At 69.2% G+C, this 15341-nt stretch carries 15 protein-coding genes; 6 read left to right on the forward strand and 9 right to left on the reverse strand.

Going from position 1 to position 15341, the window contains the following annotated elements; genetic code table 11:
* Positions 1-3: 3 nt before the first annotated feature.
* From FHS74_RS15335 to cobT, 3 genes are all read left to right on the forward strand, one after another.
* Complete coding sequence (locus FHS74_RS15335) at positions 4-582, forward strand: J domain-containing protein (protein WP_184802036.1); 579 nt, start codon at positions 4-6, stop codon at positions 580-582.
* An 83-nt stretch (positions 583-665) separates the two neighbouring features.
* On the forward strand, positions 666-1658 hold the full coding sequence (gene cobS / locus FHS74_RS15340; RefSeq protein ID WP_184802038.1) for a cobaltochelatase subunit CobS: 993 nt from the start codon (positions 666-668) through the stop codon (positions 1656-1658).
* Positions 1659-1674: 16 nt separating this feature from the next.
* Positions 1675-3561: a cobaltochelatase subunit CobT gene (cobT, locus tag FHS74_RS15345; protein ID WP_184802040.1), complete on the forward strand. Its 1887-nt coding sequence runs from the start codon at positions 1675-1677 to the stop codon at positions 3559-3561.
* Between the two features lie 49 nt (positions 3562-3610).
* On the opposite strand, the gene FHS74_RS15350 is transcribed toward cobT, so the two are convergent.
* Positions 3611-4156: a hypothetical protein gene (locus FHS74_RS15350; RefSeq protein ID WP_184802042.1), complete on the reverse strand. Its 546-nt coding sequence runs from the start codon at positions 4154-4156 to the stop codon at positions 3611-3613.
* Positions 4157-4375: 219 nt separating this feature from the next.
* On the opposite strand from FHS74_RS15350, the gene murI reads away from it, so the two are divergent.
* Positions 4376-5260 (forward strand): glutamate racemase, encoded by an 885-nt coding sequence (gene murI, locus FHS74_RS15355; RefSeq protein ID WP_184802374.1) that lies wholly within the window; start codon positions 4376-4378, stop codon positions 5258-5260.
* Between the two features lie 10 nt (positions 5261-5270).
* On the opposite strand, the gene FHS74_RS15360 is transcribed toward murI, so the two are convergent.
* The 7 genes from FHS74_RS15360 to FHS74_RS15390 form a co-directional block, all read right to left on the reverse strand.
* On the reverse strand, positions 5271-5975 hold the full coding sequence (locus FHS74_RS15360; RefSeq protein ID WP_184802044.1) for an RES family NAD+ phosphorylase: 705 nt from the start codon (positions 5973-5975) through the stop codon (positions 5271-5273).
* Entirely contained in the window at positions 5947-6333 is a 387-nt protein-coding gene (locus tag FHS74_RS15365) for an MbcA/ParS/Xre antitoxin family protein (RefSeq protein WP_184802046.1), read from the reverse strand. The genes FHS74_RS15360 and FHS74_RS15365 overlap by 29 nt, the downstream gene beginning before the upstream one ends.
* An 82-nt stretch (positions 6334-6415) precedes the next feature.
* Entirely contained in the window at positions 6416-7282 is an 867-nt protein-coding gene (gene nadC, locus FHS74_RS15370; RefSeq protein WP_184802048.1) for a carboxylating nicotinate-nucleotide diphosphorylase, read from the reverse strand.
* Positions 7279-8940 (reverse strand): L-aspartate oxidase, encoded by a 1662-nt coding sequence (nadB, locus tag FHS74_RS15375; protein ID WP_184802050.1) that lies wholly within the window; start codon positions 8938-8940, stop codon positions 7279-7281. The genes nadC and nadB overlap by 4 nt, the downstream gene beginning before the upstream one ends.
* Positions 8941-8986: 46 nt before the next feature.
* Positions 8987-9997: a quinolinate synthase NadA gene (gene nadA / locus FHS74_RS15380; protein WP_184802052.1), complete on the reverse strand. Its 1011-nt coding sequence runs from the start codon at positions 9995-9997 to the stop codon at positions 8987-8989.
* Between the two features lie 316 nt (positions 9998-10313).
* Positions 10314-11504, reverse strand: a complete 1191-nt coding sequence (locus FHS74_RS15385; protein WP_184802055.1) for a class I SAM-dependent rRNA methyltransferase — start codon at positions 11502-11504, stop codon at positions 10314-10316.
* Between the two features lie 92 nt (positions 11505-11596).
* Positions 11597-12061 carry a hypothetical protein gene (locus FHS74_RS15390; RefSeq protein ID WP_184802057.1) on the reverse strand — a complete coding sequence of 155 codons (465 nt, stop codon included), beginning with the start codon at positions 12059-12061 and terminating at the stop codon, positions 11597-11599.
* Between the two features lie 337 nt (positions 12062-12398).
* Here FHS74_RS15390 and FHS74_RS15395 point away from each other — a divergent pair, with 337 nt between their 5' ends.
* On the forward strand, positions 12399-13148 hold the full coding sequence (locus tag FHS74_RS15395) for a Crp/Fnr family transcriptional regulator (RefSeq protein WP_246463156.1): 750 nt from the start codon (positions 12399-12401) through the stop codon (positions 13146-13148).
* Here FHS74_RS15395 and FHS74_RS15400 read toward each other — a convergent pair.
* Positions 13145-13960 (reverse strand): alpha/beta fold hydrolase, encoded by an 816-nt coding sequence (locus tag FHS74_RS15400; protein WP_246463157.1) that lies wholly within the window; start codon positions 13958-13960, stop codon positions 13145-13147. The genes FHS74_RS15395 and FHS74_RS15400 overlap by 4 nt on opposite strands.
* A 124-nt stretch (positions 13961-14084) precedes the next feature.
* Here FHS74_RS15400 and rlmN point away from each other — a divergent pair, with 124 nt between their 5' ends.
* Positions 14085-15299 carry a dual-specificity RNA methyltransferase RlmN gene (gene rlmN / locus FHS74_RS15405; protein ID WP_184802061.1) on the forward strand — a complete coding sequence of 405 codons (1215 nt, stop codon included), beginning with the start codon at positions 14085-14087 and terminating at the stop codon, positions 15297-15299.
* Positions 15300-15341 lie beyond the last annotated feature (42 nt).

Raw genomic sequence — 15341 nt, forward strand, 5'->3', positions numbered from 1 at the left:
GCGATGCAGAAACAGCGGCCCGGATTCTCCTTCTCGTTCGACGACCCGCCGCAGGTCCAGGTCAGGACCTGTGATCACCCGGGCTGTGCCGAGGTGGGGGAATTCCGCGCGCCCAAGAATCGCACCCAGCTGAACGACTATTACTGGTTCTGCCTGGACCATGTGCGCGCCTACAACAAGGCCTGGGACTATTACCAGGGCATGAGCACGGATGAGATCGAGCGCGCCATGCGCTACGACACCACCTGGCAGCGCCCCACCTGGCCCATGGGCGACTGGCGGACCCGGGAACGGAACCTGCGCGACAGCATGGCCCACGGCCACAGCTTCGGCGCCGATTGGGAGGCGGGCGCGTCCCAGCGCCCACCGCCCCCGACGCCACGCACCCCCGAGGATGAGGCGCTGGACGTGCTGGGCCTGAGGGCCCCCGTCGCCTTCCCTGAAATCAAGCAGCGCTATCGCGAGTTGGCGAAGCGCAACCATCCCGACGCCAACGGCGGCGACAAGGATGCCGAGGAACGGCTGAAGCGCATCAACCAGGCGTATAACGTGCTGAAGGCCGCCCACCTCGATCAGGGCTGAGCGGCGCTGACACGAAAGCCCCAATGAAACTATAACGAACGCCAACCCGTTCTGTTCGATCACGCAGGAAAGCCGACCGTCCCATGTCCCAGGAACCGACACCGATGACCGCCGCCTCGCTGCCCGACATCAAGATCTCCGTCCGCCAGGTGTTCGGGATCGACAGCGACATGGCTGTGCCGGCCTTCAGCACGTCCACGGAACATGTGCCGGAGATCGATAGCACCTATCGTTTTGATCGCGAAACGACCATGGCCATCCTTGCCGGTTTCGCCTACAACCGCCGCGTCATGGTCCAGGGCTATCACGGCACCGGCAAGTCCACCCACATCGAGCAGGTGGCGGCCCGGCTTAACTGGCCCTGCCTGCGCGTCAACCTGGACAGCCACATCAGCCGGATCGACCTGATCGGCAAGGACGCCATCGTGCTGCGCGACGGCATGCAGGTGACGGAGTACCGCGAGGGCATCCTGCCCTGGGCCCTGCAGCATCCCTGCGCCATCGTGTTCGACGAATATGACGCCGGCCGGCCGGACGTGATGTTCGTCATCCAGCGCGTGCTGGAGGTGGAAGGCAAGCTGACGCTGCTGGACCAGAACAAGGTCATCCGCCCCCACCCGGCCTTCCGCCTGTTCGCCACCGCCAATACCATCGGCCTGGGCGACACCACGGGCCTGTACCACGGCACCCAGCAGATCAACCAGGGCCAGATGGACCGGTGGAACATCGTCTCCACCCTGAACTACCTGCCCCATGACGCCGAGGTGAAGATCGTCCTGGCCAAGGTGCCGACCTATGACACCGAGGAGCGCCGGGTGCTGGTCAACGCCATGGTGCGCCTGGCCGACCTGACGCGCGCAGGCTTCATCGCCGGCGACATCTCCACCGTCATGAGCCCGCGCACGGTCATCACCTGGGCGCAGAACGCCGACATCTTCGGCGACGTCGGCTTCGCCTTCCGCGTCACCTTCCTGAACAAGTGCGACGAGGTGGAGCGCGCGGCCGTGGCCGAATACTACCAGCGCTGCTTCGGCACCGAACTGCCCGAGAGCGGCGTGCGCGCCACCCTCGCCTGACGAGGGGACCAAGCCGATGTCTTCCGACCGGGAATCGCCGCTGGAGGCGTTCAAGCGGGCCACGGGTGCGGCCGTGCGCGCCATCGCGGAGCGCGCGGACCTGACGGTGGGCTTTTCCGCCGAACCGCCGGGCTTCTCCGGCACGCGGGTGCGCGTGCCGCTGCCCACCCGTGACCTGAACGCGCGCGACGTGGCGCCGGTGCGCGGTGCCGCCGACGCCGCGGCCCTGCGCCTGCGCCACCACGACACCGGCGTGCATACCCGCCTGCTGCCCACGGGCGACACCGCCCGCGCGGCCTTCGAGGCGCTGGAGCAGGCGCGGTGCGAGGCGCTGGGCGCCACCGCCATGGCGGGCGTGGCCGACAACCTGACGGCGGCGCTGGAGGAACGGTTCCGCCGCCAAGGCCTGGACCGGGCGACAGCCCGTGACCAGGTGCCCCTGGCCGACGCCCTGCGCCTGATCGCGCGCGAGTCCCTGACCGGCGCCCCCGCCGCCCCGGCGACCAAGGCGGCGCTGGACCTGTGGCGCCCGTTCATCGAGGAGAAGGCGGGCGCCGATCTCGCCCGGCTGAAGGCCGCCATGGCCGACCAGCAGGCCTACGCCCGCGAAGCGCGGCGCATCCTGGTCGATCTGGATCTGGAGGTGGGCGGCGATCCCGAAAAAGGGCAGGAGGAAGAGGCGGCGGAGTCCGGCGACGCCCAAAGCCCGGAGGGCGCCGAGAATGACGAGGCCGGCGGCGGCCAGTCGGACGAGGCCGAACCGGAAGCGACGGGCGAGCAGCAGCAGCCCGGCGGCCAGACGGAAGAGACCGCCGGCGCCGCCGAAAGCAGCGAAGGCGACGAGCAGGAGATGGAGGGCGCCGGGGCCGAGCAGTCGGGCGAGCCCGGTGAACCGTCCCGCCCCGATTTCGGCCGCAACAGCCTGGATGCCGGCAACTACCGCGCCTTCACCACGGAATTCGACGAGGTGGTGGGCGCCGCCGACCTGTGCGACGCCGACGAGCTGGCGCGCCTGCGCATGATGCTGGACCAGCAGCTGCAGCACCTGCAGGGCGTCATCGCCAAGCTGGCCAACCGCCTGCAGCGCCGCCTGATGGCCAAACAGACCCGCTCGTGGATGTTCGACCTGGAGGAAGGCATCCTGGACGCGGCCCGCCTGGCCCGGGTGGTGGCCAACCCCGTGCTGCCCCTGTCGTTCAAGCAGGAGAACGACACCGACTTCCGCGACACCGTCGTCAGCCTGCTGATCGACAATTCCGGTTCCATGCGCGGCCGGCCCATCACCATCGCCGCCATGAGCGCGGACATCCTGGCGCGCACCCTGGAACGCTGCGGCGTGAAGGTGGAAATCCTGGGCTTCACCACCCGGGCGTGGAAGGGCGGACAGAGCCGCGAGCGCTGGCTGGCCAGTGGCAAACCCCCCGCCCCCGGCCGCCTGAACGATTTGCGCCACATCGTCTACAAGGAAGCCGACGCCCCCTGGCGCCGGGCCCGGCGCAACCTGGGCCTGATGCTGCGCGAAGGCATCCTGAAGGAAAACATCGATGGCGAGGCCCTGCTGTGGGCCCACACCCGGCTGATCGCCAGGACCGAGCAACGCCGTATCCTGATGGTGATCAGCGACGGCGCGCCGGTGGACGACAGCACCCTGTCGGTCAACAGCGGCAGCTATCTGGAAAAGCATCTGCGCACGGTCATCGACCATATCGAGACCCGCAGCCCGGTGGAGCTGATCGCCATCGGCATCGGCCACGACGTCACGCGCTACTATCGCCGCGCCGTCACCATCGTGGACGTGGAGCAGTTGGGCGGCACCGTCATGGAAAAGCTGGCCGAGTTGTTCGACGAGGACGATCGTCGCCCGGGGCCCGCCCGTCGCCAGGCGCGAGGCGGCCGCCGCTGAAAAGGCTGTCGGGCCGACCGCCCGACAGCCTCCCCCAGGGGAAGGTGCCCTACTGGCCGGCCGGCTTGGCGGCGGGCTTGGCGGGCGCGGCGGGCGCCGCCGGAGTGGGCGCGGCACCGGTACGGGCCTTGAACACGTGCAGCTGGTTGTTAAACGCGTTCGCCAGGATCTGCATGTTGCTGATGACCATGTCCTGCACCTGGGTCAGCTGCAGGAACTTCGCCACCGTCACCTTGTCCGGGTGCTTGGTCACCAGTTCGTCCACGCAAGAGATGAAACCCTGGCCGCTGTTCACGTAGGCCTGCAACTCCTCATGCGCCTTGCGCATGTCCGCCTCGGGCGCCGTCTTGCCATCGGGAATGACGGGCGTCTTCTTGGGGAACGGGCAGGTCCAGCCCTCATCCTCGCCGGCCTTCGCGGCGGGCGCGGCAGCGGCGGGGGCCGACGGCTTGGGGGCCGAGGGCACCACGGTGGCCGGCGCCGGGCTGGCGGACTGCGCCCAGGCCGGCGCGCCCCCCAGAAGCGTGACAGAGGTCGTCGAGGCGAGGACGGGCAGGATCAACAGGGACCGGCGAACGGCGACACGCAGGCTCACGGGCGGGGTTCCTCAAAGACGAAAGTGCGAAAGTGCCACAGCATAGTGAACCGCCGCACTAAGGCATAGCGGGCATGCATTGGCAAGACGGGGCGGCAACCCGCCGCAAGGCCGTTGCCGCCGCCCCGCCGGATCGTGCTAAACGGATGGCGGGGAACGCTGCCGGAGCCGGTGCGAGCCGGCGGCGCCCCATGACGATGAACGGTGCGGTTGCGAGCGATGATCGGCGTCTTCGATTCAGGCCACGGCGGATTGACGGTGTTGCGCGCCCTGGCCCGCCAGATGCCCGACCGGCGCTTCGTCTATCTGGGCGACCACGCCAACGCCCCCTATGGCAACCGCACGCCGGAGGAAATCTACCGTTACACCGTGGCGGGGGTGGAGCGGCTGTTCGGCCTGGGATGCCCCCTGGTCATCCTGGCCTGCAACACCGCCTCCGCCCAGGCGCTGCGCCGGTTGCAGCAGACATGGCTGCCCGCGGCCTACCCCGACCGGCGGGTGCTGGGCGTGCTGGTGCCAATGGTGGAGGCCATCACCGGCGTGCCGTGGATGGCCGAGGTGGCCGCCGGGTCACGGGCGGGGGAACCCCGCACCGTGGCCATCTTCGCCACCCAGCACACGGTCAGCAGCGGCGCCTACCCCACCGAGATCGCCAAGCGCGCGCCGGAGGTTCGGGTGGTGCAGCAGGCCTGCCCCGACCTGGTCCGCCTGATCGAGGCCGACGCCCCAGTGGAAACCGTCCGCGCCGCCATCCAGGACTATACGGGCCGGTTGATGGACCAGTTGGATGGGGTGCCGCCCGACGCCGTGGTCCTGGGCTGCACCCATTATCCCCTGGTGGCCGACCTGTTCGCCGAAGCCCTGCCGGATGCCGTGGAAATCCTGGACCAGCCCACCCTGACGGTCAGCAGCCTGCGGGCCTACCTGGAACGCCACCCGGAATTCGACCTGCCCAGCCGCGCCAGGGAGCAAGGCGGGGTGGAGGCCTTCCACACCACCGGGGCTGCCGAACCCATCACCCGCCTGGCCACCCGCTTCTTTGGCGGCGAGGCGCGGTTCCACAGCATGGGCCCGGATCCGATTCCTGCGGGCCTGGAGGCCTGAGCCCCACCGCTCAGCGGGGAAACTCCAGCTGTATCCTGGGGAATTCGCACCAGACCTGGACGACGGTCGGGCGAATGAACAGATGCCAGCTTGAAAGCCGCTTGGGCGTGGCGCTGACAAAGCCCTTGGGTGTCAGCAAGGCCACGTTGGCCCCGCCGGCCGGATCGCGCACCGACTGGTAACGGATGAGTTCCAGCCCACCCTGCCGCGCCACGTCGGCCAGATCCTGGCAGGGGGCATAGTCCCCCGTGTCCGTCCACAGCGCCCGATCCCGGTCCAGCGGCGGGGCCGTCAGGTCCAGCGCACGACCGACCGCGCAAGCCACCTCGATCCCCGTCCGTTCCATGGGGCGGGCGGGAAGAAGCGTATCCGGCGACTCCAGAAAGAACAGCAAGGCGTAATGCGCCATCTCCGCCGCCGCGGTTTCCGGCTTCTCGGCAGCGTAGTACACGCCATCGGGCTGATGGGCGCGGCGGAAACGGGAACCATGAGGATAAGGCGAATAGCGGAAGGGCGTGGCCAGCAGGAAGTGCAGGCCGGCACAATCCGGTGGCAGCGGCGGCTTGGTCTCCTCCAGCATGTCTTCCAGCAGCGCCTGGTCGGCGAGACTGTCCACCAAACGGACGGTGGACGCCCGCGCCTGGTTTTCCACCAGCCGCCAGAGATCGTGCCGGTAAGGCCGCGCCTCAGACGCGAGCGCGCCTGGCGTCCACATAACTCACCAGCGAAGCCAGGCCGACGATACTTTGGGCGAGGTCGATGGGCCGCCCCCGCAAGGCCAGGTTCTCCGCCCGCATCCACGAGCGGGAACTGGTGTCGTCCGCGCCAGTGATGGCATCCAAGCCCCGGAACATGCGGATGAACAGCAGCCCCAGTTCAAACGCCTTGTCCTTGCGCGACAGTTTGAACGCACCCGTGCGCAGGCGGCTGATGGACGCCGGCGATACGCCGATGATCCGGGCCAGCACAGTGTCCGGCACGTCGAGGATATCGGCCGCCCGGCAGAGAGCTTGGGCCAGCACCGCGCTTTCACGCTCGGCCGACCGTTCCTCCGCGACATTCGACTGGGCCATGAATACCTCCATAGAAAGATTTTTTGATCAATCTTTCCATGGAAAGGTAAGGCGGGCGGGGAAGCGGGTCAATAAGCCCCGCTCACAAACTCTCGAAATCCAGCCCGATGTCGAAGTTGGTGACGGAGTGGGTGAGCCAGCCCAGGGAGATCAGGGTGACGCCGGTTTCCGCCACCGCCCGCACCGTCTGGGGCGTGATACCGCCCGAGGCCTCGGTGATCATGCGGCCGGCCACCATGGCGACCGCCTGGCGCAGGGTGGCGGGGTCCATGTTGTCCAGCAGGACGGCGTCGACCGGCAGGGTCAGCAACTCCTCCAACTGGGCCAGGGTGTCGACCTCCACCTCGATCTTCACCATGTGGCCGACATGGGCGCGGGCCCGTTCCACCGCCGCGCGCAGGCCGCCCGCCGCCACCAGGTGGTTGTCCTTGATCAGGACGGCGTCATCCAGGCCGAAACGGTGGTTGCTGCCCCCACCCACGCGCACCGCGTACTTTTCCAGCGCGCGCAGGCCGGGCGTGGTCTTGCGGGTGCAGACGATGTGGGCGCCGGTACCCTCGATGGCGCGCACCAGTTCCCCCGTCTTCGACGCGATGCCGCACAGCCGGCCCAGCAGGTTCAGGGCCGTGCGCTCGCCCGACAGGATGGGGCGGGCCGCCCCTTCGACCACCGCGACCACCTGGCCCGGGTCCACCCGGGCGCCGTCCGCCACCAGGGCGCGGACGGACAGGGTCGGGTCCAGCAGGGAGAAGGCGGACAGGGCCGGGGCCAGACCGGCGATGATTCCAGCGTGGCGGGCCTGGAACAGGGCGCGCGCCTGGGTGCCGTCCGGAATGCAGGCGTCGGCCGTGACGTCCCCCGCCCGGCCCAGATCCTCCAGCAGGGCCGCGCGGACCAGGCCTTCGTACATCACGGGATAAAGCGGGGCGGTGGTCACAGGCGTGCTCATGGACGGTGTTCCCGGGTGGTGACAGGCGTGACCAGGCCCCGATCCGCGTGAGCCAGGTCGGAATAGGTCAGGATCTGGTGGTGGCGCCAGGCGTCGCGGGTTTCCGGATGGTCGGCGCGGGTATGGGCGCCCCGGCTTTCCTCACGCCGCCGGGCCGCCTCCACCACCAGGCGGGACAGCAGCAGACGGTTGCGCAGTTCCATACCGGCGCGAATGCCGGCGTAGGCGGTGGCCGGCGCCAGGCGCTCGGCCGCCAGGCTGAGGCTTTGCAAGCGCGCCGCGGCCTCGGCCAACCCGATGCCGTCGCGCACCAGTCCCACCTTCTCGGCCATCAGCAGCTGGGCCTCGGCCGCCAGCCCGGCGGCGGCCGCGCCCCCCGGGACCACGGGAGCGGCGGGAAGGGCCACCGGCTGGGTCGTGGCCGGGTCGGCCAGCAGGGCCGCCGCCACGCGGGCCGCGAACACCACCGCCTCCAGCAGCGAGTTGCTGGCCAGGCGGTTGGCGCCATGGACATGGGTGCAGGCGACCTCGCCCGCCGCCCACAGGCCGGGCAGGGAGGTGCGGCCGTCGGCATCGGTCAACACGCCGCCCATGTGATAGTGGGCGGCCGGCGCCACGGGCACGGGTGCCGCCGCCGGGTCCAGCCCGGCCTCGGCGCAGATGCCGGCGACAGTGGGAAACTTGCCCGGGCCGCCGTGGGCCCACAGCGCGCGCAGGTCCAGGAAGACCTTTTCCCCCCGGGCCACGCGGCCGCCGATGGCGCGCGCCACCACGTCGCGCGGCGCCAGTTCGGCATCGGGATGTTCATCGGCCATGAAGGCGTGGCCGCCACTGTCCAGCACCTTGGCGCCGGCGCCGCGCAACGCCTCCGTCAACAGCGGTCGGCGGCCCGGCGGGCCGGCCACCGCCAGGGCGGTGGGGTGGAATTGAACGAACTCCAGGTCGGCCAGATGGGTGCCAGCGCGGGCGGCCAACGCCATGCCGTCGCCCGTGGCCTCCTCCGGGTTGGTGGTCACGGCCCACAGCTGGCCGGTGCCGCCGGTGGCCAGCACGACGTGCGGCGCGACGTGCAGTGTCCAACCGACGGCATCCTCATAGGCCAGCACGCCCTGCACCCGCCGGCCGCGCCCGGTCTCGCGCACCATCAGGTCGGCGGCCATCGTGCGGGTATGGACGGTGATGCCGGGGGTGGCGCGGACGCGGGCGGCCAGGAAGGTCACCAGGGTGCGGCCGGTGGCGTCGCCGCCGGCGTGCAGGATGCGGTGGCGGCCATGCGCCGCCTCGCGCCCCAGCAGGGGCAGGCCGTCGGCGCCCCGGTCGGCGGGCAGGCCCTCGGCCAGCAGGGCGGACATCTCCACGATCCCGGCCTCGGCCAGCAGGCGCGCCATCGCGGGATCGGTCAGGCCGGCCCCGGCGGCCACCGTGTCGGCGGCATGGTCGGTGGCACTGTCGCCGGCGCCCAGCGCCACGGCCACGCCACCCTGGGCCCACAGGCTGGAACCGCCGGGCAAATCGTCGGTCTTGGTCAGCAGGCGCACCCGCCGCCCGGCCTTGGCCAGGGCGAGGGACGCCGCCATGCCGGCCGTGCCCGACCCCACCACCACCACATCGCTGTGCACCACCGTCACCGGCGATACCGGGTAAGACGCGCCGTCCATGGCATCAGGCTCCGTTCCGAAAGGACGGGAAGGGAAAGGGCCGCGATCAGCGGCCCACGGCCAACATGCGCTCCACCGCCAAACGGGCGCGCGCCGCCACCGTCGGGTCGATCTCCACCTTGGGCTCCAGGGTGCGGAGCGATTCCAGGATGTTGGAGAGGCTGACCCGCTTCATGTGGGGGCAGAGGTTGCAGGGGCGGATGAATTCCACATCCGGATATTCCGTGGCGACGTTGTCGCTCATGGAGCATTCGGTGACCATCAGCACGCGGGCCGGCCGGGCCTCGCCCACATATTCCACCATCCGGGCGGTGGAGCCGACGAAGTCCGCCTCGGCCAGGACCTCGGGCGGGCATTCCGGGTGGGCGATGATGGTCAGGTCCTTGAAGCGGCCGCGATAATCGCGCAGCTCCGCCCCGGTGAAGCGCTCATGCACCTCACAATGGCCCTTCCACTTGATGATCTTCTTCTTGGTCTGGGTGGCGACCCAGCTGGCCAGGTACTCGTCCGGCAGGAACAGCACGCTGTCGCTGTCCAGCGATTCCACGATCTCCACCGCGTTGCCCGAGGTGCAGCAGATATCGCTCTCCGCCTTCACCTCGGCGGAGGTGTTGACGTAGGTGACCACCGGGACGCCGGGGTGCGCCTCGCGCAGCAGGCGGATGTCAGCGGCGGTGATGCTGTCGGCCAGCGAGCAGCCGGCCCGCATGTCGGGCATCAGCACCGTCTTGGACGGGTTCAGGATCTTGGCCGTCTCGGCCATGAAGTGCACGCCCGCCATGACGATGACATCGGCATCGGTCTGCGCCGCCTTGCGCGCCAGCGCCAGGCTGTCGCCCACGATGTCGGAAACGCAGTGGAAGATTTCCGGCGTCTGGTAGTTGTGCGCCAGGATGACGGCGTTGCGTTCCCGCTTCAGCGTGTTGATGGCGTGCACCAGCGGCGCGTGGAACGGCCACTCCACCTCCGGGATCACCTTGGCCACCCGCTCATACAGCGGGCGGGTCGCGGCGGCGACAGCGGGGGTGTATTCGAGATCAAGCTCGGCAACGGACATCGGAACACCTGGCAAACGAACGCGCCCACCACCAACGGCCCGCATGGCCGGTCCCCGCGGCGCGACAAGGGGGGACATCACCCTGCCCTTATGCTCTATTTGAGCATTAGGGTGGCTAATGCTCGCCCGGAGCATAAGGGGTGTCAAGCCCGCTCGTGGAGACCATTCATGTAACTGTCACAGGGGTGCCCCGGGCCCATCGCAACGCTGCGGGTGCGAGAAAGCGGTGCCCGGAATCGGAAAAAGCGGCTGAAACCAGCCGCTTCCCCGCAATGCTTTATGTCAGCCGCCAAGCCCCGGCGGAGTCCCTCGTTCTTTAGTCGAGCGCCAGAACCTCAGCCTTCAGATAGGCGCTTTCCGGCAGCAAGGGGTGTACCGGATGGTCGGGGCCGGCGCCGGCGAAGCGCAGGATGCGGCCCTGGCGGCGCGCATCCTTCAGCCCCTTGGCCACCTGCTCGGCGAACAGGTCGGCCGGCATGTTGTGGCTGCAGCTGGCCACCAGCAGGATGCCGCCCGGCGCCGTGATCTGGGCCCCCAGCTTGGCCAGCTTGGCATAGGCGCGGGTGCCGTTGGCCAGGTCCTTCTTGGACTTCACGAAGGCCGGCGGATCGCAGATCACCACCTCGAACGTCTCGCCCGCTTCGGCCAGGCGCTCCAGCTCGGCGAAGGCGTCGGCCTTGCGCAGTTCCACGCGGTCGGCGACGCCGTTGGCCGCCGCCGCCTTGCCCGCCAGTTCCAACGCGCCGGCCGACCGGTCGACCAGCACGGTGCGCGCGGCCCCCCGGGTGGCGGCCAGGACACCGAAGCCGCCGCAATAGCTGTAGAAGTCGATGACCGAGCGGCCCTTGGCCAGGTTGGCGACGAAGGCGCGGTTGTCGCGCTGGTCGTAGAACCAGCCCGTCTTCTGCCCACCCGCCGGGTCGGCGAAGAAGGTGGCGCCGTTCTCCTCCAGTTGGAGGGGGCCGTCGACCGTGCCCACGGCCACCCGCACCTCCTCCTCCACGCCTTCCAGGCCGCGGGCGGCGCTGTCGTTGCGCAGGATGACGGCGGCGCCGGGGAACACGGCCGCCAGGCCTTCCAGGATCTGGGGCAACAGGCGGTCCATGCCGGCGGAATTGGCCTGCACCACCAGCACATCGCCATAACGGTCGACGATCAGCGCCGGCAGGCCGTCAGCCTCGGCATGCACGAGGCGGTAATAGGGCCGGCCGATCAGCCGGTCACGCAGGTTCGCCGCCGCGCGGAAACGCTCCGCGAAAAAGCCGGCGTCCACCGTCACCGACAGGTCGCGGGTCAGCACCCGGGCCGCGATCAACGTGTGGGGGTTGAAGGTGGCGATGCCCAGCACGCCGCCACCGGCGTCGGCCAGCCGCACCAGGCCGCCCTTGGGCAGGGCCTTGGCGGCGGCGTCCATCTGGATTTCGTTGGAATAGGCCCAGGGGTGGCCGCCGGCCACACGCTTGTGCCGGCCCGCCTGGAACAGCAGGGTGGGGAGCTTGTCAGTCATGGGGCGGGAGCATAGCGCGCGCCGCCTCCGGCACAATGGCAAAGGGCGCAAGGGCTCCCGTCGCCGATAACGGGGCTATCCACCCGAAGCCGTCAGGCCAGGGCCGGTTCCCCCGCCAGATGCTTGCACAGGCGCCGCCCCTCGGGCAGATGGCCCAGCGCGCGGAAACGGGCCAGCAAGGGGTGGGTCTTGACCTGGCTGTCCGGCAAGGTGATGTGGATGGCGTCGCACCCGTTTTGGCGGGCGATGCGATCCATTTCCGCCAACAGGGCATCCCCCGCCCCCTCCGGGTCGAACAGGTCCAGCGCCACGAACACATCCACCTGCAGCCCCAGCCGATGGCCCAGATCCGGCACCAGCAGGTAGGAGAACAGGCCATGCATGTAGCGATGGTCCAGTTGAACCGTGACGATGCCGCCCCGGCTGCCGGGCGCCAGCAGAGCCTGGGCGTGGTCGCGCCACCGCTCCACCGTCAGCTCCGGATAGAAGGGGCGCATCAACGCATAGGCCTGGTCAACCTGGCGGGCATCCAGGGGTCGGGTCACGAAGGTGGGCATGGAGGCGCAAATCCGAGACTGAGGGATCGCTCATTTGAGGGTGCCGCGCGCCCGCCCACCATGATCTAGATCAAAGAATATTCGGATGGTTGGAGTAAGCCAGTCGGCGCCATTTGCGGTCTTTCCCCGGATCGTTCCGTGGCTATATGCTGATCCCACGGCACTGCTTGGGGAACGAAGGGCTGCGCCGAACCGTCCGCCATACGCGCCGGGCGGGAAAAACGGATCCAAAAACAACGGATCTGCCGTATAAATTGTTTACGCCACCCGTAGCGCCCGCGTTTTGGGGGCCCTTACCCCTGGGGTAGGCTGGTGACGTCTTAAGCGGAGTGAGGCGATGAGCACCATCGATTTTGCCTATTCCCGGGACGCGAACACCAAGGCCGACCCCGCGGCGGAGATTCATCCCTGCAGCGCCTGCACCGTGCGCACCTTGACCGTCTGCGCCGCGCTGGAAGCGGAAGAGCTGCGTCGCCTGGCGGAGATCCTGCAGACCACCCGCTTTGATCCCGGCCATACCGTGTTCGGCGAGGGGGAGCCGGCGGAGACGCTGTACAACGTCACCTCCGGCACGGTGAAGGTCTACAAGCTGCTGCCCGATGGCCGGCGACAGATTACCGGCTTCCTGCTGCCCGGCGACTTCTTCGGCCTGTCCGTCAACGACAGCTATGCGTATACGGCCGAGACGGTGACGCCCGTGTCGCTTTGCCGCTTCCCCCGGCGGCGCATGGAAGCGCTGCTGGACGAATTCCCCAAGATGCAGCGCCGCCTGTTCTCCATGGCTTCCAATGAGCTGGCGGCGGCGCAGGACCAGATGCTGCTGCTGGGCCGCAAGACGGCCAAGGAGAAGATCTGCTCCTTCCTGCTGCTGCTGTCACAGCGGGCCAGCCGGCGCGGCCACAAGACCAACCCCGTGCACGTGCCCATGAGCCGGGCGGACATCGCCGACTATCTGGGCCTGACCACCGAAACCGTCAGCCGCACCTTCACCCAGCTGAAGACCAGCCGGGTCATCAGCCTGCTGGAAGGCAACAAGGTGCAGATCCAGGACATGGACGACCTGCTGGATCTGGCGGAAGGCGCCTAAAGACCCCGCACGAACGCCGCCAGGTCGGCATCGAAACGGGCCGCATCCTCGGCGAAGGGAGCGTGGCCCACCCCCTCATACAGGCGAACCACCGCATCGGGTAGCGTCCGCCCCAGCCAATCGGCCATCGCGGGCAGGACGACGCCGTCCGCCGAGCCATGGATGACCAGCGCCGGCCGGTCCAGGGCGCCCAGGGTCGCCGCGTGGTCCGTCCGTCGGCGCATCATGGCCCGGCGGGCCGCCAGGGGCACCGACATGGTGTCGGCCACAGCCGACTCAACCTCCCCGCCATCCCTCTTTCCCAACGCCAACGCCAGCGCGCGGGCGCCCACCTCCTGCGCCGCGACATCATCGGACAGGATGGCCGGGAAATGGGCCCGGGCATCCGGCCCCATGTAAGGCGCCGCCGCCTTGCCCAGCAACGGACAGGCGCCGACGAACACGGTGCCGTCGATGCCGTCCGTGCCGTGTCCCGCCACATGATCGGCCAGGACGGCGCCGCCATAGGACCACCCCGCCAACACCACGCCTTGCAGCCCCAGGGCCCGCCGCACGGCGGCCACGTCGTCGCCCCAATGGGGCCCGTCGCCATAAGCGGCCGCATCGTCCGGCCGGCCAGAGGCGCCATGGCCGCGCAGATCCAGCGCCAGCAGGCGGAACTCCGCCGCCAGGGGTCCATGAAACTGGCCGTGGAAGACGCGCTGGCTTTGTCCGAAGCCATGCAGGAACAGGATGGGGCGCCCATCGGCCTTGCCCCCCTCCGCCACCGCCAGCCCAAGACCGTCCGCCACCGTCACCTGATGCAGGGTCATCGCTCCCTCCCCGTCTTTGGTCATTGCGATAGCGGGCGCCGGGGGTGGACGCAACCCCGCCCCGCGCATTTTTCCCGAGTCCCCCCTTTGACTCCCGGGCCGATCTGCCCCATGTATCGGCGCCATGGGCGTGGAAAATCACATGAAGGAATTCGCCCCGCCGCCTCCTCGGGCGGACGGGCGGGTGAACCTGGTCGGCCTGTCGCGGGACGATCTGGAGGCTGAGGTCGCGAGGGCCGGGCTGGAGCGCTTTCGCGCGCGCCAACTGTGGCACTGGATCTACCATCGCGGCGCCACCGACTTCGCGGTGATGAGCACGCTGGCCAAGGGCGTGCGCGAGACGCTGGCCAACCTGTACGTCATCGACCGGCCCACGGCGGTGAAGGACCTGAAGAGCGAGGACGGCACGCGCAAGTGGCTGGCCCGCATGCCCGATGGCCAGGAGATCGAAACCGTCCACATTCCCGAGGAAGACCGCGGCACGCTCTGCGTCTCCTCCCAGGTGGGCTGCACCCTGACCTGCCGCTTCTGCCATACCGGCACCCAGCGCCTGGTGCGCAACCTGGACGCCACCGAGATCGTGGGTCAGGTCATGCTGGCGCGCGACCACCTGGACGAATGGCCGGCCCCGCCCGATGGGCGCATGCTGAGCAACATCGTCATGATGGGCATGGGCGAGCCGCTGTTCAATTACGCCAATGTCGCCAAGGCGTTGAAGATCGTCATGGATGGCGAGGGCATCGCCATTTCCAAGCGCCGCATCACGCTGTCCACCTCCGGCGTCGTGCCGATGATGAAGCAGTGCGGGGCGGAGCTGGGCGTGAACCTGGCCGTCAGCCTGCATGCGGTGAATGACGAGTTGCGCGACCGCATCGTGCCGCTGAACCGCAAGTACCCCATCAAGGAACTGATGCAGGCCTGCCGGGACTATCCCGGCCTCAGCAACGCCCGCCGCATCACCTTTGAATACGTCATGCTGAAGGGTGTGAACGACAGCCTGGCCGATGCGCGCGAACTGGTGCGCCTGCTGCGCGGCGTTCCGGCCAAGATCAACCTGATCCCCTTCAACTACTGGCCGGGCGCGCCGTTCGAGTGCTCGACCGACGAGCAGATCACCAAGTTCGCCGACTTCGTGAACAACGCCGGCTACGCCTCGCCCGTGCGCACCCCGCGCGGCCGCGACATCCTGGCCGCCTGCGGCCAGCTGAAGAGCGAGAGCACCAAGCCCACCGCCCAGGCCCGCATCGCGGCCCTGGAAGCGCACAAGGCCCTGCAGGCCGAGTACGCCGCCCAGGTGGCGGAAAAGGAAGCGGGCCTCGCCGCGACCGGCACACTGTAATCCCCAGCCGGCTTTGGCTATCATCCGCCCCGTGACGTGAGG

Origin of the sequence: Nitrospirillum iridis, assembly GCF_014205765.1 — a bacterium.
In the GTDB taxonomy this organism is placed as follows: domain Bacteria; phylum Pseudomonadota; class Alphaproteobacteria; order Azospirillales; family Azospirillaceae; genus Nitrospirillum; species Nitrospirillum iridis.

Excerpts from the sequence above, each read along its gene's own strand:
- FHS74_RS15385 (WP_184802055.1), bottom strand. The coding sequence starts at position 11,504 with ATGACTGACAAGCTCCCCACCCTGCTGTTCCAGGCGGGCCGGCACAAG.
- rlmN (WP_184802061.1), top strand. The coding sequence starts at position 14,085 with ATGGGCGTGGAAAATCACATGAAGGAATTCGCCCCGCCGCCTCCTCGG.
- murI (WP_184802374.1), top strand. The coding sequence starts at position 4,376 with ATGATCGGCGTCTTCGATTCAGGCCACGGCGGATTGACGGTGTTGCGC.
- cobT (WP_184802040.1), top strand. The coding sequence starts at position 1,675 with ATGTCTTCCGACCGGGAATCGCCGCTGGAGGCGTTCAAGCGGGCCACG.
- FHS74_RS15335 (WP_184802036.1), top strand. The coding sequence starts at position 4 with ATGCAGAAACAGCGGCCCGGATTCTCCTTCTCGTTCGACGACCCGCCG.
- FHS74_RS15390 (WP_184802057.1), bottom strand. The coding sequence starts at position 12,061 with ATGCCCACCTTCGTGACCCGACCCCTGGATGCCCGCCAGGTTGACCAG.
- nadA (WP_184802052.1), bottom strand. The coding sequence starts at position 9,997 with ATGTCCGTTGCCGAGCTTGATCTCGAATACACCCCCGCTGTCGCCGCC.
- FHS74_RS15400 (WP_246463157.1), bottom strand. The coding sequence starts at position 13,960 with ATGACCCTGCATCAGGTGACGGTGGCGGACGGTCTTGGGCTGGCGGTG.
- FHS74_RS15365 (WP_184802046.1), bottom strand. The coding sequence starts at position 6,333 with ATGGCCCAGTCGAATGTCGCGGAGGAACGGTCGGCCGAGCGTGAAAGC.
- FHS74_RS15360 (WP_184802044.1), bottom strand. The coding sequence starts at position 5,975 with ATGTGGACGCCAGGCGCGCTCGCGTCTGAGGCGCGGCCTTACCGGCAC.
- nadB (WP_184802050.1), bottom strand. The coding sequence starts at position 8,940 with ATGGACGGCGCGTCTTACCCGGTATCGCCGGTGACGGTGGTGCACAGC.
- FHS74_RS15395 (WP_246463156.1), top strand. The coding sequence starts at position 12,399 with ATGAGCACCATCGATTTTGCCTATTCCCGGGACGCGAACACCAAGGCC.
- cobS (WP_184802038.1), top strand. The coding sequence starts at position 666 with ATGTCCCAGGAACCGACACCGATGACCGCCGCCTCGCTGCCCGACATC.
- nadC (WP_184802048.1), bottom strand. The coding sequence starts at position 7,282 with ATGAGCACGCCTGTGACCACCGCCCCGCTTTATCCCGTGATGTACGAA.